Annotated in this window: 17 protein-coding genes and 3 pseudogenes; 11 read left to right on the forward strand and 9 right to left on the reverse strand. The window is 61.9% G+C overall.

The features are described from left to right. The 7 genes and pseudogenes from EN852_RS18835 to EN852_RS18870 form a co-directional block, all read left to right on the forward strand. A partial coding sequence (locus tag EN852_RS18835) for a MoaD/ThiS family protein (RefSeq protein WP_189348009.1) occupies positions 1-76 on the forward strand: 76 nt, incomplete at its 5' end. Between the two features lies 1 nt (position 77). Next, complete coding sequence (locus EN852_RS18840) at positions 78-851, forward strand: thiazole synthase (RefSeq protein ID WP_126057619.1); 774 nt, start codon at positions 78-80, stop codon at positions 849-851. Further along, positions 848-1,453, forward strand: coding sequence for a thiamine phosphate synthase (locus tag EN852_RS18845; protein ID WP_126057618.1), 606 nt, complete (start codon positions 848-850; stop codon positions 1,451-1,453). Before EN852_RS18840 ends, EN852_RS18845 begins: the two co-directional genes overlap by 4 nt. Continuing rightward, entirely contained in the window at positions 1,444-2,259 is an 816-nt protein-coding gene (locus tag EN852_RS18850; RefSeq protein WP_126057617.1) for a hydroxymethylpyrimidine/phosphomethylpyrimidine kinase, read from the forward strand. The genes EN852_RS18845 and EN852_RS18850 overlap by 10 nt, the downstream gene beginning before the upstream one ends. A gap of 627 nt (positions 2,260-2,886) precedes the next feature. Further along, positions 2,887-3,111: a DUF982 domain-containing protein gene (locus EN852_RS18860; RefSeq protein ID WP_245454712.1), complete on the forward strand. Its 225-nt coding sequence runs from the start codon at positions 2,887-2,889 to the stop codon at positions 3,109-3,111. A gap of 531 nt (positions 3,112-3,642) precedes the next feature. After that, entirely contained in the window at positions 3,643-4,275 is a 633-nt protein-coding gene (locus EN852_RS18865; protein ID WP_126057616.1) for an Hsp20/alpha crystallin family protein, read from the forward strand. A 29-nt stretch (positions 4,276-4,304) separates the two neighbouring features. After that, positions 4,305-5,087 (forward strand): annotated as a pseudogene (locus EN852_RS18870) (sensor histidine kinase); the annotation flags it as partial. A gap of 298 nt (positions 5,088-5,385) precedes the next feature. Here EN852_RS18870 and EN852_RS18875 read toward each other — a convergent pair. Together EN852_RS18875 and EN852_RS18880 are read right to left on the reverse strand one after the other, a co-directional pair. Beyond that, positions 5,386-5,668: pseudogene (locus EN852_RS18875) on the reverse strand (transposase); the annotation flags it as partial. Beyond that, positions 5,568-5,780 (reverse strand): hypothetical protein, encoded by a 213-nt coding sequence (locus EN852_RS18880; RefSeq protein WP_126057615.1) that lies wholly within the window; start codon positions 5,778-5,780, stop codon positions 5,568-5,570. The gene EN852_RS18880 and the pseudogene EN852_RS18875, both read right to left, overlap by 101 nt. A 122-nt stretch (positions 5,781-5,902) precedes the next feature. On the opposite strand from EN852_RS18880, the pseudogene EN852_RS40885 reads away from it, so the two are divergent. Continuing rightward, positions 5,903-6,416: pseudogene (locus tag EN852_RS40885) on the forward strand (transposase); the annotation flags it as partial. A gap of 314 nt (positions 6,417-6,730) precedes the next feature. Here EN852_RS40885 and EN852_RS18890 read toward each other — a convergent pair. After that, positions 6,731-9,313 carry an EAL domain-containing protein gene (locus EN852_RS18890; RefSeq protein WP_126057614.1) on the reverse strand — a complete coding sequence of 861 codons (2,583 nt, stop codon included), beginning with the start codon at positions 9,311-9,313 and terminating at the stop codon, positions 6,731-6,733. Between the two features lie 422 nt (positions 9,314-9,735). Here EN852_RS18890 and EN852_RS18895 point away from each other — a divergent pair, with 422 nt between their 5' ends. Genes EN852_RS18895 through EN852_RS42405 form a run of 3 tightly spaced genes read left to right on the forward strand, consistent with a single transcriptional unit; the run spans position 9,736 to position 13,529 of the window. Continuing rightward, on the forward strand, positions 9,736-12,207 hold the full coding sequence (locus EN852_RS18895) for a hypothetical protein (RefSeq protein ID WP_245455307.1): 2,472 nt from the start codon (positions 9,736-9,738) through the stop codon (positions 12,205-12,207). After that, positions 12,167-13,099: a shikimate kinase gene (locus EN852_RS43195; RefSeq protein WP_245455306.1), complete on the forward strand. Its 933-nt coding sequence runs from the start codon at positions 12,167-12,169 to the stop codon at positions 13,097-13,099. The genes EN852_RS18895 and EN852_RS43195 overlap by 41 nt, the downstream gene beginning before the upstream one ends. After that, positions 13,068-13,529 carry a hypothetical protein gene (locus EN852_RS42405; RefSeq protein ID WP_245454879.1) on the forward strand — a complete coding sequence of 154 codons (462 nt, stop codon included), beginning with the start codon at positions 13,068-13,070 and terminating at the stop codon, positions 13,527-13,529. The genes EN852_RS43195 and EN852_RS42405 overlap by 32 nt, the downstream gene beginning before the upstream one ends. Before the next feature lie 521 nt (positions 13,530-14,050). Here the strand turns inward: EN852_RS42405 and EN852_RS18900 are convergent. Genes EN852_RS18900 through EN852_RS18925 form a run of 6 tightly spaced genes read right to left on the reverse strand, consistent with a single transcriptional unit; the run spans position 14,051 to position 19,785 of the window. Next, a complete protein-coding gene (locus EN852_RS18900) occupies positions 14,051-15,280 on the reverse strand; it encodes an HlyD family efflux transporter periplasmic adaptor subunit (protein ID WP_127876415.1) in 1,230 nt (409 codons plus the stop codon). A gap of 5 nt (positions 15,281-15,285) precedes the next feature. Continuing rightward, a complete protein-coding gene (locus tag EN852_RS18905; RefSeq protein ID WP_127876416.1) occupies positions 15,286-17,649 on the reverse strand; it encodes an ABC transporter permease in 2,364 nt (787 codons plus the stop codon). A gap of 4 nt (positions 17,650-17,653) precedes the next feature. Then, positions 17,654-18,361: an ABC transporter ATP-binding protein gene (locus EN852_RS18910; protein ID WP_127876417.1), complete on the reverse strand. Its 708-nt coding sequence runs from the start codon at positions 18,359-18,361 to the stop codon at positions 17,654-17,656. Between the two features lie 4 nt (positions 18,362-18,365). Beyond that, positions 18,366-18,830, reverse strand: coding sequence for a hypothetical protein (locus tag EN852_RS18915; protein ID WP_127876418.1), 465 nt, complete (start codon positions 18,828-18,830; stop codon positions 18,366-18,368). Next, a complete protein-coding gene (locus EN852_RS18920) occupies positions 18,827-19,507 on the reverse strand; it encodes an isoprenylcysteine carboxylmethyltransferase family protein (RefSeq protein WP_127876419.1) in 681 nt (226 codons plus the stop codon). Before EN852_RS18920 ends, EN852_RS18915 begins: the two co-directional genes overlap by 4 nt. Then, a complete protein-coding gene (locus EN852_RS18925; protein WP_127865863.1) occupies positions 19,504-19,785 on the reverse strand; it encodes a DUF2933 domain-containing protein in 282 nt (93 codons plus the stop codon). Before EN852_RS18925 ends, EN852_RS18920 begins: the two co-directional genes overlap by 4 nt. Between the last annotated feature and the right edge of the window lie 466 nt (positions 19,786-20,251).

Genomic DNA, 20,251 nt, shown 5'->3' on the forward strand with positions numbered 1-20,251 from the left:
CAAAGCCAACCGCACGGAGTTCCAGTTGAGCGACGGCGACCGGATCGAAATCCTCTCGCCCATGCAGGGCGGCTAGCATGTTGGAGCTTTATGGAACCGAGCTTTCGTCGCGCCTGCTTCTCGGCACCGCTCAATATCCTTCGCCGGCCATCCTTGCCGATGCAGTCAAGGCGTCGGGCACGTCGGTGGTGACCGTCTCGTTGCGGCGTGAGATGGCGGGCGGTAGAGCCGGCGAACAATTCTGGTCGTTGATCCGCTCGCTGGGCGCCAGAATCCTGCCCAATACCGCCGGCTGCCTCTCCGTCAAGGAAGCCGTCACCACCGCGAAAATGGCGCGCGAGGTCTTCGGCACCAACTGGATCAAGCTCGAAGTGATCGGCAATCACGACACGCTACAGCCGGATGTGTTCGGTCTGGTTGAAGCCGCCCGCATCCTGTGCGAGGACGGCTTTGCGGTATTCCCCTATACCACCGACGATCTCGTTGTCGCCGAGCGGCTGCTGGAAACGGGCTGCAAGGTCCTGATGCCGTGGTGCGCACCGATCGGTTCCGCCTTGGGACCGGTCAACATGACGGCGCTGCGCTCGATGCGCGGATATTTCCCTGGCGTCCCGCTGATTGTGGATGCGGGGCTCGGACGGCCGTCGCACGCGGCCACCGTCATGGAACTCGGCTTTGACGCCGTGCTCCTGAACACAGCGGTCGCCAAGGCGGCATATCCGGTCGGCATGGCGCGTGCTTTCGGTAAGGCGGTCGACGCCGGTCGTGAGGCGTTCAGTTCGGGAATGCTCGAACCGCGCGACGTCGCCGTGCCATCGACACCGATGGTCGGCAGGGCCGTTTTTTCATGAAGCTCGATCCCTTTTATCTGATCGTCGACAGCGCTGCCTGGATCGAACGGCTGGTCCCACTCGGAGTCCGGCTTCTGCAACTGCGCATCAAGACCGTGGATGAGGCTGGGTTGCGCGCGGAGATCCGCACCGCGAAGGCCTTGTGTGCTCGATACCAGTGCCAACTCATCGTCAACGACCACTGGCGCCTGGCAATCGAGGAAGGCTGCGACTTCATACATCTCGGCCAGGAGGATTTGCAGACCGCTGACCTCTTGGCGATACGGGCAGCCGGCGTAAGGCTCGGACTGAGCACACATGATCATCAGGAGCTGGAAACGGCGATGGCCGCCGAGCCTGACTACATAGCGCTTGGACCCATCTATCCGACCATCCTGAAGAAGATGAAATGGGCGCCGCAAGGGGTCGAACGGATCAGCGAATGGAAGCGCCAGGTCGCGCCGTTTCAATTGGTCGCCATTGGTGGCCTCAACCCTGAGCGGCTCGACGGTGTCTTTGCGGCTGGCGCGGACAGCGCGGCGGTGGTGACCGACATCACGCTCAACGACGACCCCGAGGCGCGCACGCGAGAATGGATCGAAAAGACGGACCAATGGCGCTGAGGCGAGAACCACATGTGCTTGTCGTCGGTGGATCGGACTCCAGTGGCGGTGCTGGAATTGCACGCGATATCGAGACGATCTCTGCCATTGGCGTGCGCACCTGTCTCGCCGTCACAGCGCTAACGGTGCAAACGCATGACGCCGTGATCGAAATCTATTATTCGCCACCTAGCCTGGTGGCCAATCAGATGTGCGCCGCGCTGCAGGCCAACGACGTGGCCACAATCAAGATCGGCATGCTGGCGACTGCCAAGATCATTGTTGCCGTTGCCGCAGTGCTGCGCAAATTTCCGCATGTCCCCGCAGTACTCGACCCTGTGCTGGCCTCCACCTCAGGCCGCGCACTTCTGCAAGCAGGCGCTATCGCTGCCATGAAGCGCGATCTTATGCCGCTTTGCTGCATTGTCACGCCCAACCTCCCTGAACTGGCGCTCCTTAGTGGCTCCGAACTGGCAGTGGATGAGGACGGAGCGCTCCAACAAGGAAAAAGACTGCTGGCCGCCGGCCCTCAAGCCCTGCTGATCAAGGGTGGGCATGCGTCGGGAACCCGGTCGACCGATATTCTGTTACGCTCCGGGCACGAACCCATCCGCTTCGATGCACCGCGCCTTGCCACATCGATGCGCGGGACAGGTTGCATGCTGGCCAGCGCGATTGCGGCGCATCTGGCGAAGCCGAAGCCGCTCGAAGACAGCGTGCGCGAAGGCAAGCTGTTTGTCTTGGAGAGGCTTCAGAAATGCCGGCTGAATAACCACAGCGTTCTGCGTCCAGCCAAGCAGACCCATTTTCCAGAATTTTTCCCGTAGCGAGACTAGAGAAGGGGCTACTGCTTCTCTATGCCATCCTCACAACGCGTTGAGTTTCTCACTGCCAATTATGCGACTTTCGAGGTGCAAATAGCGAATATCGAGTTCTTAGTGACAGAAACGACCGGAATTGGTTGCGTGGATCACCAGGTCGCTACCGATTGGGTCAGCGACTCAATAGAACGTCACATCTCTGTCCACACTCGAGCTTATTTGCCGCAAACGCGTCGAGCCCCGCGTCAATCGGTCTTATAATAGTATCCGGGGCAGCTCCAAAGCTGTGGCATCGGCTACCCGCCGGCCGTGGCGCTTGCTGTTCGAGCGTCGGACGCCGCCTGCCATTGAACATCTGATGGGCTATTGGGTGGCGGCGACACACTCATCCAGGTGCAACTGGCTTTTTCAACTCGGGAACCAGCAGAAGCCTTCGCTGCGTCGCAACATTTGGATTATGTCGTACAGCCCGATCTTCCAGAGAAAACAAGACCTAACGTTCGAAACCTGTCACGCAACCAACCACCGAATGAAAGATCCAGCGTGCGATCGCAGGGAGGTAAGAATAACCGGTCTGGCTTTCCTATCGCCGGTCCAGGTTAAGACCAACGACGTCGTCACGACATCAACACAGTGCGCGAAGCGCTCGTATTCCTGAATCAGTGGCCAAAAGCGCGTCGGGGACCGGTATTCAGTTGCGCGGTGAGAAGCAGCAACGCAGCGATCGCCGGACAGATGACACCCGAGCAGGCGCGGCAAGCATTGTGGGATTTGCCAGGATTGCCGGCGTGCTGGCCAAATCTGATTTCGTCGTTGGTGGCGACTGATTTAAAGCTGCAGGAAGATCACCGCCGGTAACGCGTTGGCCCGCTGCTCGCCAAGACGGAAAGAACGCCGCCTTGTGAGTTCCAATAATGGGCGATGCGGGAATTGCACATGTCTGTGCCCATCTGTCCGGCCGAAATGCAAATGGCGTCACTGGCGAAGGTCAGCGAACGCGGCACGCAGGGCTGGATTCTTTTGACTTGCGGCAAGCCGACATAGGTGCTGGCTTGATGTCTCGGTCACTGCGACGTGTCATGCCGATTCATTCGTCAGCTACCATGACGATGCGGCGCGTCGCCTGCGATCAGTTGATCGAACCGCGGTGCAATTCGGGACGCTTCGTCGATCCCGACAGTTGCGCAAAGGGAAGCCAAATCAGCGACTAGAGGCAACGTGGCTACGGATTCGAAGGGACCCCGCTGTTGCCGAAGAGGTGACTGGTGGAATGTCAAAGATCACCTCGTGAAAGGCCATTTGGGGCCACCTAATGATAAAGCCGGATGCCGCTATCGGGTCCTGGCACGGGAATGACGGTCCGGCCCTACGGTGGATCGAGTTCGGTTCATGTCGCTTCGCAAGGAGGATGTGTTCCGGCGTCTGCCCGAACCCCTCTTTCTCGCATTCTGCGAGGTTGCGCGATCGGGCCGCTCGGTCTCTGTGCTGATCGCCCCTCCTGTTGCCATCGATCGATTCCGCTTCCGGTGCGCACGCACGTGTCGCGCGTGGCAATCATGCAAGGTCGTGAATCATAGGAGGATGTACATGCTTTTGTCGGATTTCGGCCGCATCGGGTTCGATCCGTTTGTGGAAATGCGGCGCATGCAACAGGAAGTAAACCAGCGTTTGGCCGGGCTGACCGCCAGCGCCGCTCAGGAGTTTCCGCCGATCAATCTTTGGACTGGCGAGGACAGCGTGGCGGTGGCCGCGGAACTGCCGGGGATATCACCTGACGAAATCGGCCTCACGGTGCGCGAGAACATTCTGACATTGAAGGGAACGCGCGAGCCTCGAACGGAGGACGAGAAATCCGTCTGGCACCGCCGTGAGCGCGCCTATGGGACCTTCTCCCGGACAGTGCAATTGCCATTCCGCGTCGACCCGGAACGGGTCGAGGCGCGTTTCGCCAACGGGCTGCTCGAAGTCGAGTTGCACCGGCCGGAGGCGGATCGGCCGAAGAAGATCCAGATCAAGGGATAGAGGGAGGCAAGCATGGCTCAGGAACGCGGATCGGCCGTCGCACCATGCTGCTCAATGCCCGCAAGGTGCTTTACGACCATAGTTCGGCCATCACCATCCTTCTCGCCTTCAATGACATAACGGCCCGTCGTATCATCGAGCGGGAGAAGGAAGAACTGCTCGGTCGCACCGAAGACCTGCTTCGGCAGAAAGACGTCCTGCTGCGCGAGATGGAGCATCGGGTTGCCAACAGCCTGCAGATCATTGCCTCGATCCTGTTGCTGAAGGCACGCTCGGTGACGTCGGAAGAGACGCGCCAGCATCTCAAGGACGCCCATCAGCGCGTTCTGTCCGTGGCCGAGGTGCAACGCCATCTCCACACCTCCGCCGGCGTCGACGAGATCGATGTCGGCTCTTACCTACCGAAATTGTGCAGCAGCCTCGCCTCGTCGATGGTCGGCGAAGCCCAGCCGATCACGGTCACCGTAATGGCCGAAGGCGGCAGGATAGATTCGCAAAGGGCAGTCAGTCTGGGACTAATTGTCACCGAACTCGTGCTCAACGCCATCAAATATGCTTTCCCCAAGAAGAGAACCGGCGCTCGCATCCAGGTGAGCTACGAGACCGCGGGCAGTGACTGGAAACTGACGGTTTCGGACAATGGCGTCGGCAAGATCGCCAACGACGTACCGGCTACCGGACTTGGAACAGCCATCGTCGAAGCACTGGTGAAACAACTGGAGGCCAGGGTGGAGATTATCAGCGATATTGACGGCACCAGCGTGTCGGTCACCCGGGCGACGTTCACCTCGCGCGTGCCGCGAGCGGCGTAAAAACCGTTACTACGATGCTGCCTTCCGGACATCGCCTGATGTCCAGGGGATCTTCTGCCGCCACGGCCTTGTCCCCGGAGCGCAGGACTGCCAGTCGCATCGCATAAGCCGAAACCTCTCAGTCGGTTGAGGGCGCTTCCGATGGCCAAGATCCGCTTTTTTGGCGTTCAGCCGGTGGGACCAAGCTCTGAAGCTGACGCTGCGCAGGTCTTTGCGTGGATGACTCGGTGCGGTCGGTAAACTCGAAGTGGCGGTTGTGTGCGTCAAGTTCTGCAAAATGGGGCGGCCACGATGCTGGTCATGCGGCTTGGCGTAGAGCGAGCTTCTTGTGCTCGCGCAGGTCGTCAATGTTGATGTAGGGCCTCCATCCAGTTTTCGTTGGTTTCGACAGCCGGCGCCCTGACGAGGCGCAGGCAGCTTTCGGCGTTGGGGAAGATGCGCACGACATAGGTGCGCCGGCGGATTTCCTCATTGAGCCGTTCAAGCATGTTGGTGCTCTTGAGATGCTTGTGATGCTGGCGCGGCAGGCAAAAGAAGGTCAGCGTGCGCTCGATGGTCTCCTCCACCGTCGTCCATCTCGGCCTCGAGCACCTCCTGCATCACCGCACGGATCATTTCGTGAAGTCCGTCCGGGTCTGAAAGCAGAATGTCTTTGACGGCAGCGCTGGCGGTCTTACTTTCAATCTTGGTCATGGTGGCGTTCCTTCGCGGGAATCGGCGACATGAACAATCACCAGATCCCATGGCGACGGATGGATAGCGGCGCGTGCTCTGGCAGAGTGACGCTGCTAACAAACACCCCGCGGAGGAACACCATGCATGTAGTGGCCGACCGATCCGAAACTCTGACTGCTATCCGGACTGGTCTGGGCGCAATCTTCGTATCGCTGGAGCTCAGCCGTTCAACCTGGCTGATCTCGTCGTTGTCGCCAGGTGGCGGCGAGAAGTTGTCGAAACACAGTGTCCCCAGTGGTGATTTATCCGCCTTGTTCCGTCGCTTCGATAGCGTGCGAGAGAAGGCAAGAGCACGCATGGGGCCAGACTTCCCCGTCGTCGCTATCCAGGAAGCCGGGCTCGATGGCTCCTGGATCCATCGGGTTCTGAGCAAGGCGGGGATCGAGAGCTACGTCGTTGATCCCGCTTCTATCGCAGTGTCTCGTCGCAGTCGCCGAGCCAAAACCGATAAGATCGATGGTGAAACGCTCGTCTCTCCTTGCCTTCAAGCGAGGCGAACCGCGCATATGTGCAATGGTCAAAGAGCCAACACCGGAGCAGGAGGATCGCCGGCGTATCTGTCGTGAACGCAAGGTACTGACGACCGAACGGGTATATAAAACGCCGCTCACTCAGAATGGTCTCGTCGCCCGAGCCCAGCGGCCGTAGGCGGGATGTTGGTGCAGCCGTGAAGAGCAGCGACCGAATGTGAGGTTGATCTGCTCGGTTACGAGCAGAGTCCTGCAAGTCGGGTTCAACCTGGATCCCATAATCGATATGACAAGCTAATCCCACTTTGACCGGCGCTCAGCACACCTAATTTCGAGCCGCGCCGACCTACACACCCGCTATCGACATGATCCGAGTGGCGGCCTGAACTAGGCCGGCAAACTCATGTTCGTTGGCACTGTTTTTCGCTTGCATCCCGGTTAGGCGGGGACAGACGCCCTACTGCGACGCCTGCCCGGCTTGTCCGTGTCTCGCTCGCCTGACGTTTCGGGTTCGGTCTCAATGATCTCGCCCGCCACCACGGCGCGGGTCCGCTCCAGCATCGCGGGGATGTCCCGCGCGGGCAGCGGGCGGCTGAGCAGGAAGCCCTGCGCCTCGGTGCAGCCTTCTCTTCGGACCCGTTCCAGCTGCTCCACGGTCTCGACGCCCTCGGCGGTGGTCTGCATCCCGAGGCTGTTGCCGAGGCTCGTGACCGCTCGAATGATGGCGACGGAACTGTCGATATCTCCGGCGTCCGTGATGAAGGATTGATCGATCTTGATCTTGTCGAATGGGAACGAGCGCAGATAGCTCAAGCTCGAATATCCGGTTCCGAAGTCGTCCATCGCGATATGAACGCCGAGCATGTGGATATGTTGCAGCATCGAGAGAGTCGCCTGGCTGTTGGCCAGCAGCACTGTCTCGGTGATCTCAAGCTCAAGCCGGCTGGGGGGCAGTCCCGAGATATCCAATGCCTCGACGATGGTGGAGAGCAAGCGCGCGTTGCGAAATTGCGCCGGGCACAGATTGACGGCGACCTTGATGCTACCGGGCCAGCTTGCCGCGTCGAGACAGGCTTGCTTGATAACCCATTCACCGATCGGGACGATGAGGCCGATGTCCTCGGCCAGCGGGATGAATTCTCCCGGGGATACGATGCCGCGCGTCGGGTGATGCCAGCGCAGCAGCGCCTCGAAGCAGCTGACCTCGCCGCGGTCGAGATTGAGGAGCGGTTGGTAGTAGATTTCGAACTGCTGCCGCACCACCGCTTCGCGCAGGTCGAGTTCGAGAAACCGCCGCGCCTGCATGCGCGCATCCATTTCCGGTTCGAAGAACCTGTAGGTTCCGCGGCCTTCCGCCTTCGCCCGGTAGAGCGCCATGTCGCCGGTCTTGAGAAGTTGGTCGGCGTCAATGCCATCGTCCGGCGCGATCGAGATGCCGATGCTGGCGCTGATCATAACCCCGTGGCCATCGACGACATAAGGTGCGCTCAGCCCATCAATGACCCGTTGGGCAAGAGCTGTCGCCTCGACCGGCTGATCAACCGCGGTTTGAATGATCACGAACTCATCGCCGCCGAGCCTTGCCACGGTGTCGCCTTCACGGGCCACCTGTTTCAGTCTGGCGGCGACCTCCTTCAGCAAGGCGTCGCCAACCGGGTGCCCCAGCGTGTCGTTGACCATCTTGAAATGATCGAGATCGAGGCAGTGGAAAGCAATCTTGCTACCATCACGCCGCATCTCGACCAAAGCCTCCTCGGCGCGTTCGCGGAACAATATGCGATTTGGAAGCTCGGTAAGTCCGTCGTGGCGCGCCATGTATGAAATCTTGGCTTCGCTCCGCCGCAAGTCGGTCACGTCATGGTGAGTGGCAAGCCACCCGCCGCCCGGCAGTGGCTGATGGATGAGGTCGATGGTGCGTCCGTCCCTGAGTTCCACCAGGCTCACCGTCCGCTCTGCGCGATCGATGGTCTCCGTCAGCTGCTGCACATACTTTTCCGGGTCATGGCCGGCATAGAGGCCCGCCGCGATCCGGAACCGCATCAAATCGATCCACGGCGTGCCGGGACGAGTCAGGGGCTCCGGCACATGGTAGAGATCGGCGTAGCTTTGGTTGCACAGAACCAGCCGCCTCTCCGCATCGAACATGCAAAGCCCTACGGGCATATTGGCGGCGGCCGCGGCCAATTGCTGCCGCTCCAGCTCGGCTTCTCGGGCCAAGGCATCGCTGCGCTCCAGGCTGGCCCGGTAGCCGGCAAAGGCCGAGAACAGCACTCCAACCTCGTCCTGCCGATCCCTTTTCAGCGCAATGAGACTCGAACGGCGCTCGCCCTGCGCCAAGCAACGCATCGCCTCGGTCACGGCGAGGATCGGCTTGCTGACATTGTGGCGTATCCAGGCGACAAGCCCACCAAGACACCCGGCGGCAAAAAGAACTGCCAGCCAAGTCAATCTTTGCGCAACGGTGTAGGTCCTGTCCGCCATCACCGCCGCGGCCGTGCTGCGCTCGTTGGTGAGGGCCAGCAGGTCGTCCAATCGCTGCGTGGCGGCGGCAACGGTCGGGAGCGATACCGTCTCGAACTCCTTGACAGCCATTGTTCGCCCTCCTGTTTCGAGGAGCGGGAAAATCGATGTCAGGGAATCTTCGTAGGCCGTCCATAGGTTGACGAACTGGTCGAACAGCTGCTGCTCGGCCAGCGATCCGGCACTCCGGCGATAGGCGCGCCGACCTTGCAGTATTTCGTCGCTTTCCCTCGCCATCTCCTTCTCAATGCCGGCTATCTGCGCAGCCTCGGCAGTGCGCACGCGCAACGTCGCATAGAGCTGGTGTTCCGCGAGGTTGCGCTTCATCTCGCCGACGATCTGGACCTGGGGCAACCAAACGCTGGTGATCTCGCTCGTGACCTTGTTGAGTGATCGCAGTTGCGCGACCCCAAATACTCCCACGGCCACGACGCACAGCAGCGCCAGCCCAAAGCCCAACGAGAGCTTGGTCCCGACGCTAATGTCCTTTAGCCCTCTCATCTAGAAAACTGCAAACGCAAGACCAGTCCTCGTCAAATAGCATCGAGCTTTAGCGAATAGTAAAAGTATTCCTAGTGTCGCGTCTAAGGTATTAATGCTGGCTTAAGACTGCGTAATCCCCTAGAGGATCGACCAAACCACGTTGTAAAAGGCCGGCGGATGAAGCTCACCGATTTCCATATGATCCGATGACGGGCCTACAATGAGATCGAGGTGCTCGCACCTAGTCTTGGAAGCCGCTTGCAGCTTCTTTCACCGCACCGTGGGATCGGCCTTCGATCCCCTTCGAATGTAGCGAGGCCAGCCCATATTATGCACGACGATGGGGCTTTGAGGCTGGCAGTCGAATCTATGATCGGCAGTGTTCATCAGCCGAGGAAGGAGCGCCGCGGCGCGCGCCGAGGCGGTGCGCGAACTCGAGCGTGATCGCCGAGATCGAGGCGAAGGAGCCGCTCGAAGCGCTCGACACCTTCATGGCGCAGAACGCATCGATGATCCAGGCCCAGCATGCAGCCTCCAGCTTCGATGTCCATCGGGTCCTTCAGGCCATGGACCACGAGCCGAGACCGCCGCAAGGCGATGCCGGACTGATGCGGCTGCCGGTGGTCGACATGCAAGGCCGGCCGCTGGCCAGCGAAGCCGAGTTGCGCTATTCCATTTTCCACCGCTTGACCTCGGGCGCGGTGAAGGTGGTGGCGGTGCAGCTAAAGGGAACTCCGACTGGAGCCATGCTGACACGCACGTTCACCGTGGAGGGCGTGCCCTACCGCATGGACCTGTTCGGCGGCAGCAAACTGAAGCCGCCGCAAAAGAGCCTGAACCAGCTTGCCTCTCACCTGCCTTTCACGGCCGCAGAGGCCCCAAGCGGCAAGCTTTTGGCGATCCCCTATGCCGAGACGGCTCCGGGTACGGCCTTTGAGCAGCTGTCGCGGGCCTGGGCGCCGTTCAAGGAAGCCTATTACTATACCCAGCGCCGCGGATTTGCCGCGCCGCCGGGCATCCCCGACATTGGCCCCCATGATTATGCGCTGGAAGGGTGCTTCAAGCTGTCCCTTCTGCCCGACCATCCCGCAGGCGCAGTGCATCCCTTCCGGTTCGAGGGGCGAGACGGCGAGATCGCCTTGCGGCCGCATGACGGCTGCGGCTTCATTAGGGCCTCACTGGCCGAGCGCATGCCGTCCATTGCCCGGGCTCGCCACGACGCTCCCGAGCGGATGCCTGCCTATGCCGATAAAAGGCAATCGGCGGTACCGCCCTCGGCGCTGCAACATTATCCGCGTAGCGTCGAGGTAGCACAGGAGACCCGCGAGAAGGCTCAGGCTTGGCTCGAAACCCATCAAAGCCTCACCGCCGAGGAGCTGTTCCGGACGGTCACGGGCGGGCATATCGAGGGTTCGAGCGCTATCGCCGTGCCGTCCAGCGACGAATGCCTGCATGTGCCGACGGGCAAGAGCAAGACCTTGACCCGTGACGCTGGCGTGCTTGTCGGACGCTCCCCCTATGACAAGCCCAACCTGCGCCCGTTCGCCGCCGACCGGGTCAGGTCGGCGCGCGATGGCGACCGGACCGCGGCGTTCCTGGATCGGTGCGTGGCCTTCCAATATAGCTTCAACTTCGCGCACAGGTCGGGGGCTGGGCTTGCCGCCGACGATCCGACCTTCTTTGCCAAAGGCATCTTGATCGTTGTGCCCGACGAAATGTGGCCGGCGGACTTCGCCGAGCGCGGGGTCGTGATGTCTGCCGAGGACGTAAAGTGCCATTCGTACTGGCTGGAGGAAAAGGACCGGGTCAAGGCCGACACCGCGCTCGAGTGCGTCGGCATCCTGCAGGCGACGGAGGTGTTCGCGCCCGGCTCTTTGGTTGCGGTTCCAAGCGTCGAACAAAAAATGCTCGACGGCGATTTTGATGGCGACACCGTCGTCATCATTGGCGACCAGCCTCGCCTTTACGAGCATGTGCGCCAGTTCGACGCGCAGCTGCAGGCGCGCGGCATCGCCTCGATGAAGCCGCCGAAGTCGCACACGCCGGCCATTGAGAAAAGCGGCTACCAGTTCACCCGGTCCAAGCAGATCCTGTCGGCCACCGGGCTGGTGCTGGAGACCTACAGCTGCCTGCAGCGCAACGTGCTGGCGCAGCCGCTGGAGGCGCAACGCTGGTTTGCCGAGCGTGCCATCTTCGGCACCTACGAGGGCATTCATAATGAGCTCAAGGCCGACATCCGCGCACTGTTGCAGGAAGATCGGCCGGATGGCCAGGCCCTCCATGAGCTCATCGCCAGGGCGAGGGAAGACAGCAAGGCCGCCAGGCATCCGGTGGCCTGCGAACTGGCCGCGTTGTTAGTGGCCGAGCTCCAGGACTGGAACCTGCAGCTCAATAGCGAGCCGGCTCATGAGCAGTCGGAAGTCAAGCTGCATGAAAGCGCCATCAATCTGTTGAGCGTCGGCATCAAGGTCGGCACTGACGCCTACAAGTCCGATACCGGTGCGCGGGTGTTCATGCAAAAAACCACCGAATTGCAGCGGCTCTTGGAGCAGAGGCCGGGCTTCAAGTCGGCGCCATATGTCAAGGCGCAGGCGGCAAAGCTCCACCAGGGCCGGTTCGACGTCGATGGCAGCCTGGCGGATCTGAAGGACAACCCCACGCTGGCGGCATCGGTCATGGAGGCCTCGATCAGACTCGCCGTCGAAAAGCGCATTCTGCTCAGCGCCTTAGCAATCTCGGCCGAAGACGACCGCGCCAGCACGATAACGCTGAGCAGCGAACAGGCCCTTGAGCGGGCCAGGCTCGAAGCCGCCCCCGCCGAAGCGCAAGAAAGCGCGATTACCAAAAATTGTGCATGCGGTTGCCGAGCTTTTGCGGCAGGACGGCATCGAGGTGAAGGTGCCGCATCTTGACCAACGGTCGGGCGGGCAGGTCTGGATAGCCGACGAGTTGACCGGCCAGAGCGTGAGCACGGCGCCGGAGGCCCAACTGGTCACCAATGCCGTGCGCCATGTCTTCGAGATCCCGGACGAGGCTTTTACGCGCGCCTTCAGGAAGGCGGCACTGGCCTTCGAGGAGCGGGACTGCAGCGAGGTCGAGACCACCAACTGGGTCATCAGGATGGACAGGCCGCGGTTACGCGGCGTTCACACGGCGTTCAGAACCGCGCAGAACTATCGCTTCGAGGTCGAGTTCCCTACGCCGGCCAGTTATCGGGCCGAGCTCGCGCACCGCGCGCAGAGCTCACAGCTAGTCCCCATTCCCCGTGGTGCCTGGGAGATATTACACTGGGACTCGTCAGGAGAAAGCAGGTCGAGGGCGGCAGGGACCTCCAGGTCGCCCATCGTCGCAAGACAACAGATTGCGGTCGCTCGCTCGCCGCAAGCCGGCGAGATCCTCGCGGCCCTCGGTACGCGGCCGGTCGTGCTCGTCGGCATGCCGGCGAGCGGCAAGTCGACCATCGGCGCCCAGCTTGCCAAGGAGTTGGGGGTGGAGTTTGTCGACATCGATAAGCATATCGTCGCCGATCACGGCAATCTGATGGAGATGTTCGCCGACCCTGGCCGTGGCGAGGCGCACTTCAGGGACCTGGAGACCAAAGAGCTCGCCAAGCAGCTGGAGAGAGGCCCCATCGTCATCGCAACCGGCGGCGGCTGCTTTGGCAAGGAGTCCAATCAAGCCCTGATTCTTAATAAGGCGAGGTCGATCTGGCTCGACACCCGAGCTGAAAGAGCTCCGCAGGCGCCTCGAGAGGGACACCAGCCGGCCGCTGCTGCAAGGCGCCGACATCGAGCAGAAGGTTGACCAGCTGTACGAAGAGCGCAGTCCGTTCTACCAAAAGGCCGATATCAGGTTGCCCCTCGTCCCGCCCTTTCAAAAAGACAAGAAGGACGCCCGCATTTGCGTGAAGGAACTCTACGCTTTCCTGTGCAGCGACAGAGAAGCCGCTCTGCCCGCTGCCGAGATATCACATGTCTCCGGTGCTTCCGGCACCGCCATCAGCATGTCCCCAACAGCTCAGCGCATGCACGATGATCATCACAACGGCTACGATTGCGGGGGCGGCGTCGTGGAAACCATCCAGGCGCCGGCGGCACTATTGAGTGAAAGGGAACGGCCGCCGCTCCTCGACACCCTCACCGCCGACCCGCAGCCTTTGCTGGCCGGCAATAACGCACGAGCGAATTTAGCGTCTTCCACGAGAAGCAGGGAACGCTCAAGTCGAGGACGATAGCTTAGGCGTCGCAGGTTTGGTGCAGGGTGCGGGTTCGCACCGAATGCTAATAAAAGTGGGAAACGCATGCATAAGTCGTGAGAAGCCTGATGGCCGAGTTGATCCGGCCTGGATGACACAAACGTACAAAGACGAACCGCCGGTGCCGGGTCGCGCGCCAAATCCTGGTGATCGACCGGAAAGGATCAGCTCCGAGTCTAAACGGCATCGTCAACTTAATGAAGCGCGGATACTATGACAGAGTGACCCAATCCACCGCCGCGCCATTGCGTCGGTTTCGACAGATAAGATGGATTGGGCAGGCGAGCTCAAAAGAGCGATTGTAAATCGCAGTTGTAGCAGTGTAACAAACTGCGTAACAAAAAGCGCGAAAAGATTAGCATTTTCAGCAGGATAGGCGTGAAACCGAATCCCTCCCTCTCCGCCATCCTGCTTCGCTCTCCGAGCTTCGCAGGACAAGTCCGCGAATTCTTCTCAACGCGAAGCGGGATGTCCTCCGGACAGCTTGCAGGCCAACCGAGCTATTGAACGCTCCGCTCGCGTACGGTCACGCCGTCGCCCACCCGGTCGCTCGGGTGCAGCACGACCCGATCGCCTTCCGACAGACCGGATTCGACCTCGGCCATCCTGTTGTCCCGGTGGCCGATCCTGACCACGGCCGTGCGCGCCCGTCCGGCCTCGGCGAGATACACGGCCCAGTCATCGCCCTGCCGGAACAGTGCCGCTACCGGGACGCCAAGGACATTGTCGCCCCGCCAGCTCGTCACGTGCACGATCACGCGATAGTCGTGCCCAAGTTGCGACCACATTTCGGCAGGTTCGACGATATCGATCTCGGTGTGGACGCGCTGCTCCTCGATCCCAAGCGCCGAGACCTTGAGAAACCCGGCCGGGTCGATCCGCGTCACCTTGCCATGAAGCGCGGGCCCACCCCAACCGTCGATACGAACGGAAGCACCGGGCCTGATCTGGACCGCGTCGGTCGAGAGCAGGTCCGCCGCCACCTGCAGATCGCGCGGGTCGCCGATCTCGACAAGCGGCGCGCCCGGTTGGACCATGCCCTCGCTCTCCTGAACGATCTTCAGGATGCGGCCGCTTACCGGCGCACGAAGCTGGATGCAGCAGGCCGGATCCGATTGTGCAACATCTCCGGCAGGCTGGCCCAGCCGTGCCTGCATCATCGCCTGTTCATTGCGCCGGACTTCGACCTGCGCCTTCGCGCTCGCCGAGGCTGCCTCGTTGGTGTCGACTTCGAACTTCGCCTTGTCGAGGGCGTTCTGCGAAATCGCCCCGGACTTGGCCAACCTTTCCGCGCGATCGAGTTCGGTGCGCGAATATGCAAGCGCCGCCTCGAGGCGTTTCACCTCCGCTTCCGCGAACGTCACGGCCGCTTCTGCCGCGCCAAGCGCCGCCAGCAGCTCTTCGTGCGTGCGAACATCGTGAAGGCCGGGGATGGTCGGCTGCATGACCGCCACCACCGTCTCGTCCTTGGCCACCTCGTCTCCGACATGATGCGGCGGCGAAATTCTGAGCACCTTGCCGGCGATCGGCGCCGACATCGTATAGACGTGCCGCACCTCGGTCTTGGCTTCATCGTCGACGGTCACCTCCATCGGACCCTTGGCTAGCGTCGCCAGGTCGACGGGAATCGGCTGCGGCCATGCGAACCAGACCGCGGCCGCCGCGATCAGGCCAAAGGCCGCAATGCCACCGATTCTCTTCATCCAGTTGGTCACCGATTTGGTGCGCATGGTCTTCAATCCCGCGTCTTGAGAACAGCAACGAGGTCGAGTTGATTAACCCGCCTGCGGACGATCAGGGCGGAGAGCACAGCCGCCGTAACGACGATCGCGCTGGCGAAAACATAAGTGGCAGGCTCGACAACCAGGCGTACACGCATCAGTTCGCCGGCCAGGTTCGTCTTCATGATCCAGGCAAGACCATAGCCGAGGGCCCAGCCCGGCGGCTGCGCGATCAGGGTCAACAGCGCGAGTTCAAGCAGAAGGATGCCGAGCACTTCGCCGCGGGTGAAGCCAAGCACGCGCAGGCTTGCCAGTTCCCTGGCTCGCTCGGACAGGGAGACACGCGCGTTGTTGTACACCACGCCGAACGCGATCACGGCCGCGAGCCCCGTGTAGATGCTGGACATCGTCGTGACCAGAAGTGCCACGGCGTCGCGGAACGTGGCGAGGGACGCCGTCTGCAGAGCTAGGCTGCTCACGACCGGCATGGCCTTGACCGCCGCGTAGAACTCATCCTGTCTGGTCTTGTCCAGGCTGACGCTCACCCCGTTCGCCATCGGCGCTTCACGCAGCAGCCTGGCGAGCGCTTCCTCATCCATCATCCCGCGCATGCCGAGATAGTCCTCGACCAGCGCCGCCACCGGAAGCGAGACCGTCCGGCGCTCGCTGTCGAGCAGATCGACCTCGACGGTGTCGCCAACCCGCACCTTCAGTATCTTGGCCAGCATGGCCGAGATCGCGAGGCCCGATTCCGGCAAGACCACCGGCCGCAGGTCCGCATCGATGATACGGTTGAGCTCCGCCCCGCGCGGCCTGGCGCGGATCATGATGCGGCGCTCGACATGGCCATTCCGGATGCGGACCTGGACTTCTCGATAGGATTCCGCATTCAGCACTCCGGGAAGCCTCGCAATCTGGAAGGCCACTTCCCGAGGGCGCTTCTCGAAAAAGCTGACAGTGGCGTCCTGTCGATCCGCAAGGAAGTAGGTAACGTCGACGAGCTGCTCCATCGTGCCCTTCGTGAAGAGCGACACGATCAGGATCGCCGTCGCCAGCGACATGCCGAATGCGGTGAGAAAAGATCGAACTGGATGATGCGCGATGTTGCGCAGCATCATTCTCATCGGCTGCGAGACAAGGCCGGCCGCGCTGAGGCTCAGTGGCAGCGTTCGCCGGAAAACCGGCGGAGCCGGCGGCTGCATGGCAACCGCGGGAGCCAGATTGACGACTTCGCGCAAGCCTCGCAGCGCGCCGATTGCCGCGGCAAGCGCGCTCAGTCCCGCCGCCGCGACGTAGAGATCGGGGCTCTTGGTGAACAGGAGAAACGGGAAGCGGAAAAAGTCCGCGAACACTCCGGTCACATAGCTGCCGAGCCAGGTGCCGATCAGGCTGCCGATGACGATGCCGGCCGCCGTGATGACGCCTACAAATTTCAGGTAGTGCAGGACGATGCCGGCATTGCGGTAGCCGAGCGCTTTCAGGAGTCCGATCTGTTCGCGCTCAAGCGAAACGAGGCGGCTGAGGGTGAGGTTCACAAGAAACGCCGAAACCAGCAGGAAGATCGGCGGCAGCGTGCGGCTCATGTTGTTGAGCATGTCGAGCTCGTGGTCGAGCCAGGCATGCGACGTCTGGTCCTTGCGCCCGTAGGCAGCGTACCCGCCATAGCGATCGAGCAGCCTGTCGAGACGCGTCATCACCTCGCGCTCCGACGTTCCCGGCAGCAGCTTCAGCGACACCGACGAAAAAGCGTCTTCCAGATCGTAGGCGCTGGCCAGAGCCCGTTCGGACATCCAGATGACGCCGAAGCGGTGGCCGTCGGGCATGATGTCGCCGGGGCCGACGGCATAGATGTACTCGGGAGAAAGCGCGATGCCGACGATCGTCAGATCGCGCCTGCGACCGTTGAGGGTCGCCGCGAAGCCCGAGCCCAGGGTGAACCGATGCGCTTCGGCGAAGGTCTCGTTGACGACGACCTCATCGTCCCGGCTCGGATCTGGTGTGCGGCCCGCACGCATATAGAGGCGATTGAGCTTCGGCTCGCCGACCTCGGGCAGCGAGATGACCACGCCGGTGGCCGGAGCCGTCAGACCCGGTGTTTCGAGCAGTGCGAACTGCGCGATGCGTGCATCGACGGTCGCCACACCTGGAATCTCGGCGATCCGGCCGAGGAGAGCTTTCGGCGCCCGCCGCACCGTGGCGAAGACATCGGCGAAGCGGTAGCGCTCGTAATAGGCCGTCCTCGTCTCATCGAGAGAGCGGTAGGAGCCGACGGCGAGGAGAAGCGTTGCCACGCCGCCGCCGACCACCAGCGCGATGGCCATTGCCTGCGCCCAAAGGCGGACGAGGTCGCGAAACAGCTTTATGTCCAGGGCGCGCATGGCGTCACCACTGCAGCTCGGCGACAGCGCGCCGGGCCTCGTTTGTGACGGCTTTCGATATCTGCCCGTCGCTGAAGAACAGAACCCGGTGCGCGACCTCCTGAATGATGGCGTTGTGGGTGATGATGACGGTGGTCGTGCCGAGCTCGGCATTGACCTTCATCAGCGCATCGATCACCCGAACGCCCGTCCTGGAATCGAGCGCGCCTGTCGGCTCATCGCAGAGCAACACCTCCGGACGCCTGGCGATCGCGCGGGCGATGGCGACGCGCTGCTGCTCGCCGCCTGACAGCTGCGCTGGGAAATGATGCATGCGCGGTTCCAGCCCGACGAGAGCGAGTGCTTCCTCGGGGCGCATCGGATCGTCGGCAATCTCCGTGACCAGCGCGACGTTCTCGTAAGCCGTGAGGCTGGGGATCAGATTGTAGAACTGGAACACGAAACCGACGTGGCGGCGGCGATAGGATGTCAGCCCCCGGTCATCGAGGTCGGTTAGCCGCAAGGCCTTGAAAAACAACTCGCCGCTGCTCGCGTGATCGAGCCCGCCCATGATGTTGAGCAAGGTCGATTTTCCGCTGCCCGAGGGCCCGAGCAGGACGACCACTTCCCCTGCCGAAATCTCCAGGCTCACGCCGCGCAGCGCGTGCACTTGCGTCTCGCCCGAGACGTAGGTCTTGGCGAGGTCCTTCGCGGTGAAGACAAGGTCGGACATGCGATCACTCCGCCCTGCCTGCCCGCATGGCAGCTTGCCTGAGCTCGACCAGGAACATACCCACGCCCGCGGCCCATAGGATCGCGATAGCCAGCAAGGCCCACCGGAAATCGGATCCTATGACGAAGTTGACAACGACCATCCATCCGATTGAGGCGACGCCGGCGGCGAGCACGCCCAGAAGAGCCGACCGCTCGTGCCGCCGGAACGACGTCGCGGCGATCGTGACGGTCAGAATGCCCGAGGCGACGGCATACCCGCCAAGCACCTGAAACACGCGCTCGAGCCATGATGCCATGCGTGGCTGCCCGGCCTGAAGCTGTTGCAGCGACAGGCCGACGAACCGCATGTCCTCCGGCAGGAGCGGCGGCCGAAGGAACATGAAGAACGCGCCGATGCAGACGAGCGCCACACCGAAGACGGCGAGCAGGATCGCCGAGAACGGCCAGGATCGGCGGTGCCGCGTCATGGCGCCAGGCCTCGTCCAGGGCCGCCGACCGACCCGCCGGAAAACCGGTTCCAACTCGGAATGAATCCCGGAACCTGTGTCATGTATTTGCGGTAAACGTCGCCGAATTCGGCAATCGCTTCACGCTCCTCGGCCCGCGCCAGCCTCACATACATCACGACCAGCACCGGGAACATCGCCAGCGTCAGCAGCGTCGGCCACTGAACGAGGAAACCCAGCATCACCAGGATGAAGCCGGCATATTGCGGGTGGCGCACGTAGCTGTACGGGCCGCTGGTGGCGAGAGAATGGTGCTGCTGAGCGTCGTAGAGAACGCTCCATGCGGCCGCGATCAGCCAGAACCCACCGCCGATCAGGACGAAGCTCAGCAGATGGAAGGGGCCGAAATGCGGATTGATCCGCCAGCCGAACATCATTTCCAGAAGGTGTCCGGCATCGTGCGAGAACCAGTCGATCCCTGGATAGCGGGACTGCAGCCAGCCGGAGAGCAAGTAGATGGTGAGCGGAAAGCCGTACATCTCCGCGAACAGCGCGACCAGGAAGGCGCTGAACGCGCCGAACGAGCGCCAGTCTCGCCCGGTCTGTGGCTTGAAGAAGCTGTAGGCGAACAGGATGAAGACGGCGGAGTTGACAATCACCAGGCTCCAGAGGCCGTAGGCCTGCATGTCGGAGCTCATGACGAATTCCTTTCGTCTGACCGGTTGCGGTGGCCGCCTCCATGCCCATGTCCTCCATGCCCATGGCCTCCATGACCGTGTCCTCCATGCATGAGGAAGTGCATGAAGACGCAGCCGAGCGGCAGCAGGTAGAACAGCGCGCCAAGCACATGGGCGCGGTGCTCGGTGAAGAGCAGGAACCCGCCGATCGCAAGGAAGCCAAGCAGGACAAGGCCTGCCCGGGAGGTCAGAAAGGAGCCTTGCGGCTGGTCGTGGTCCGAATGGTCGTGCATTGACATCTAGGTCTCCTATTCGACGATGAGGCGGCCGCGGAACATGCCCATGGGGCATGCGAATCCGAACTCGCCTTGTTCCTTGGGGATCAACTCGACGGCGACGGTTTCACCGGTCGGAAGATCGGCGTTTCTTCGGGCGAGTAGCCGCCGTTTGCCAGGATCGCTTCCTGGCTCGCTCACGGCGCAGGCCTTCAGAGAACGGAACGAGGAGGCCGAAAGGCTTCGTCAGGCCTGGTCAGCGCGAAACCGGATTGATCGAAGAAAGCTGGGGCGCCGGGCCTAGCTGCGGAGGCGACAACAGGGGAGGCTGCTAGAGCAACTGCCGAACAACCGAAGCAATGTCCACCCATGCACTGGCCGCAATTGGCATGGCCGTCGTGGCAACCTGTCTCATCCGGATTTGATGCCGACAGAACGGCCGCCGAGGCCAGCCGGCCCGCCTTACCATCGGCAACGGACTGGACGACCT

The organism is Mesorhizobium sp. M2E.F.Ca.ET.209.01.1.1 (assembly GCF_004010375.2).
Lineage (GTDB): Bacteria > Pseudomonadota > Alphaproteobacteria > Rhizobiales > Rhizobiaceae > Mesorhizobium.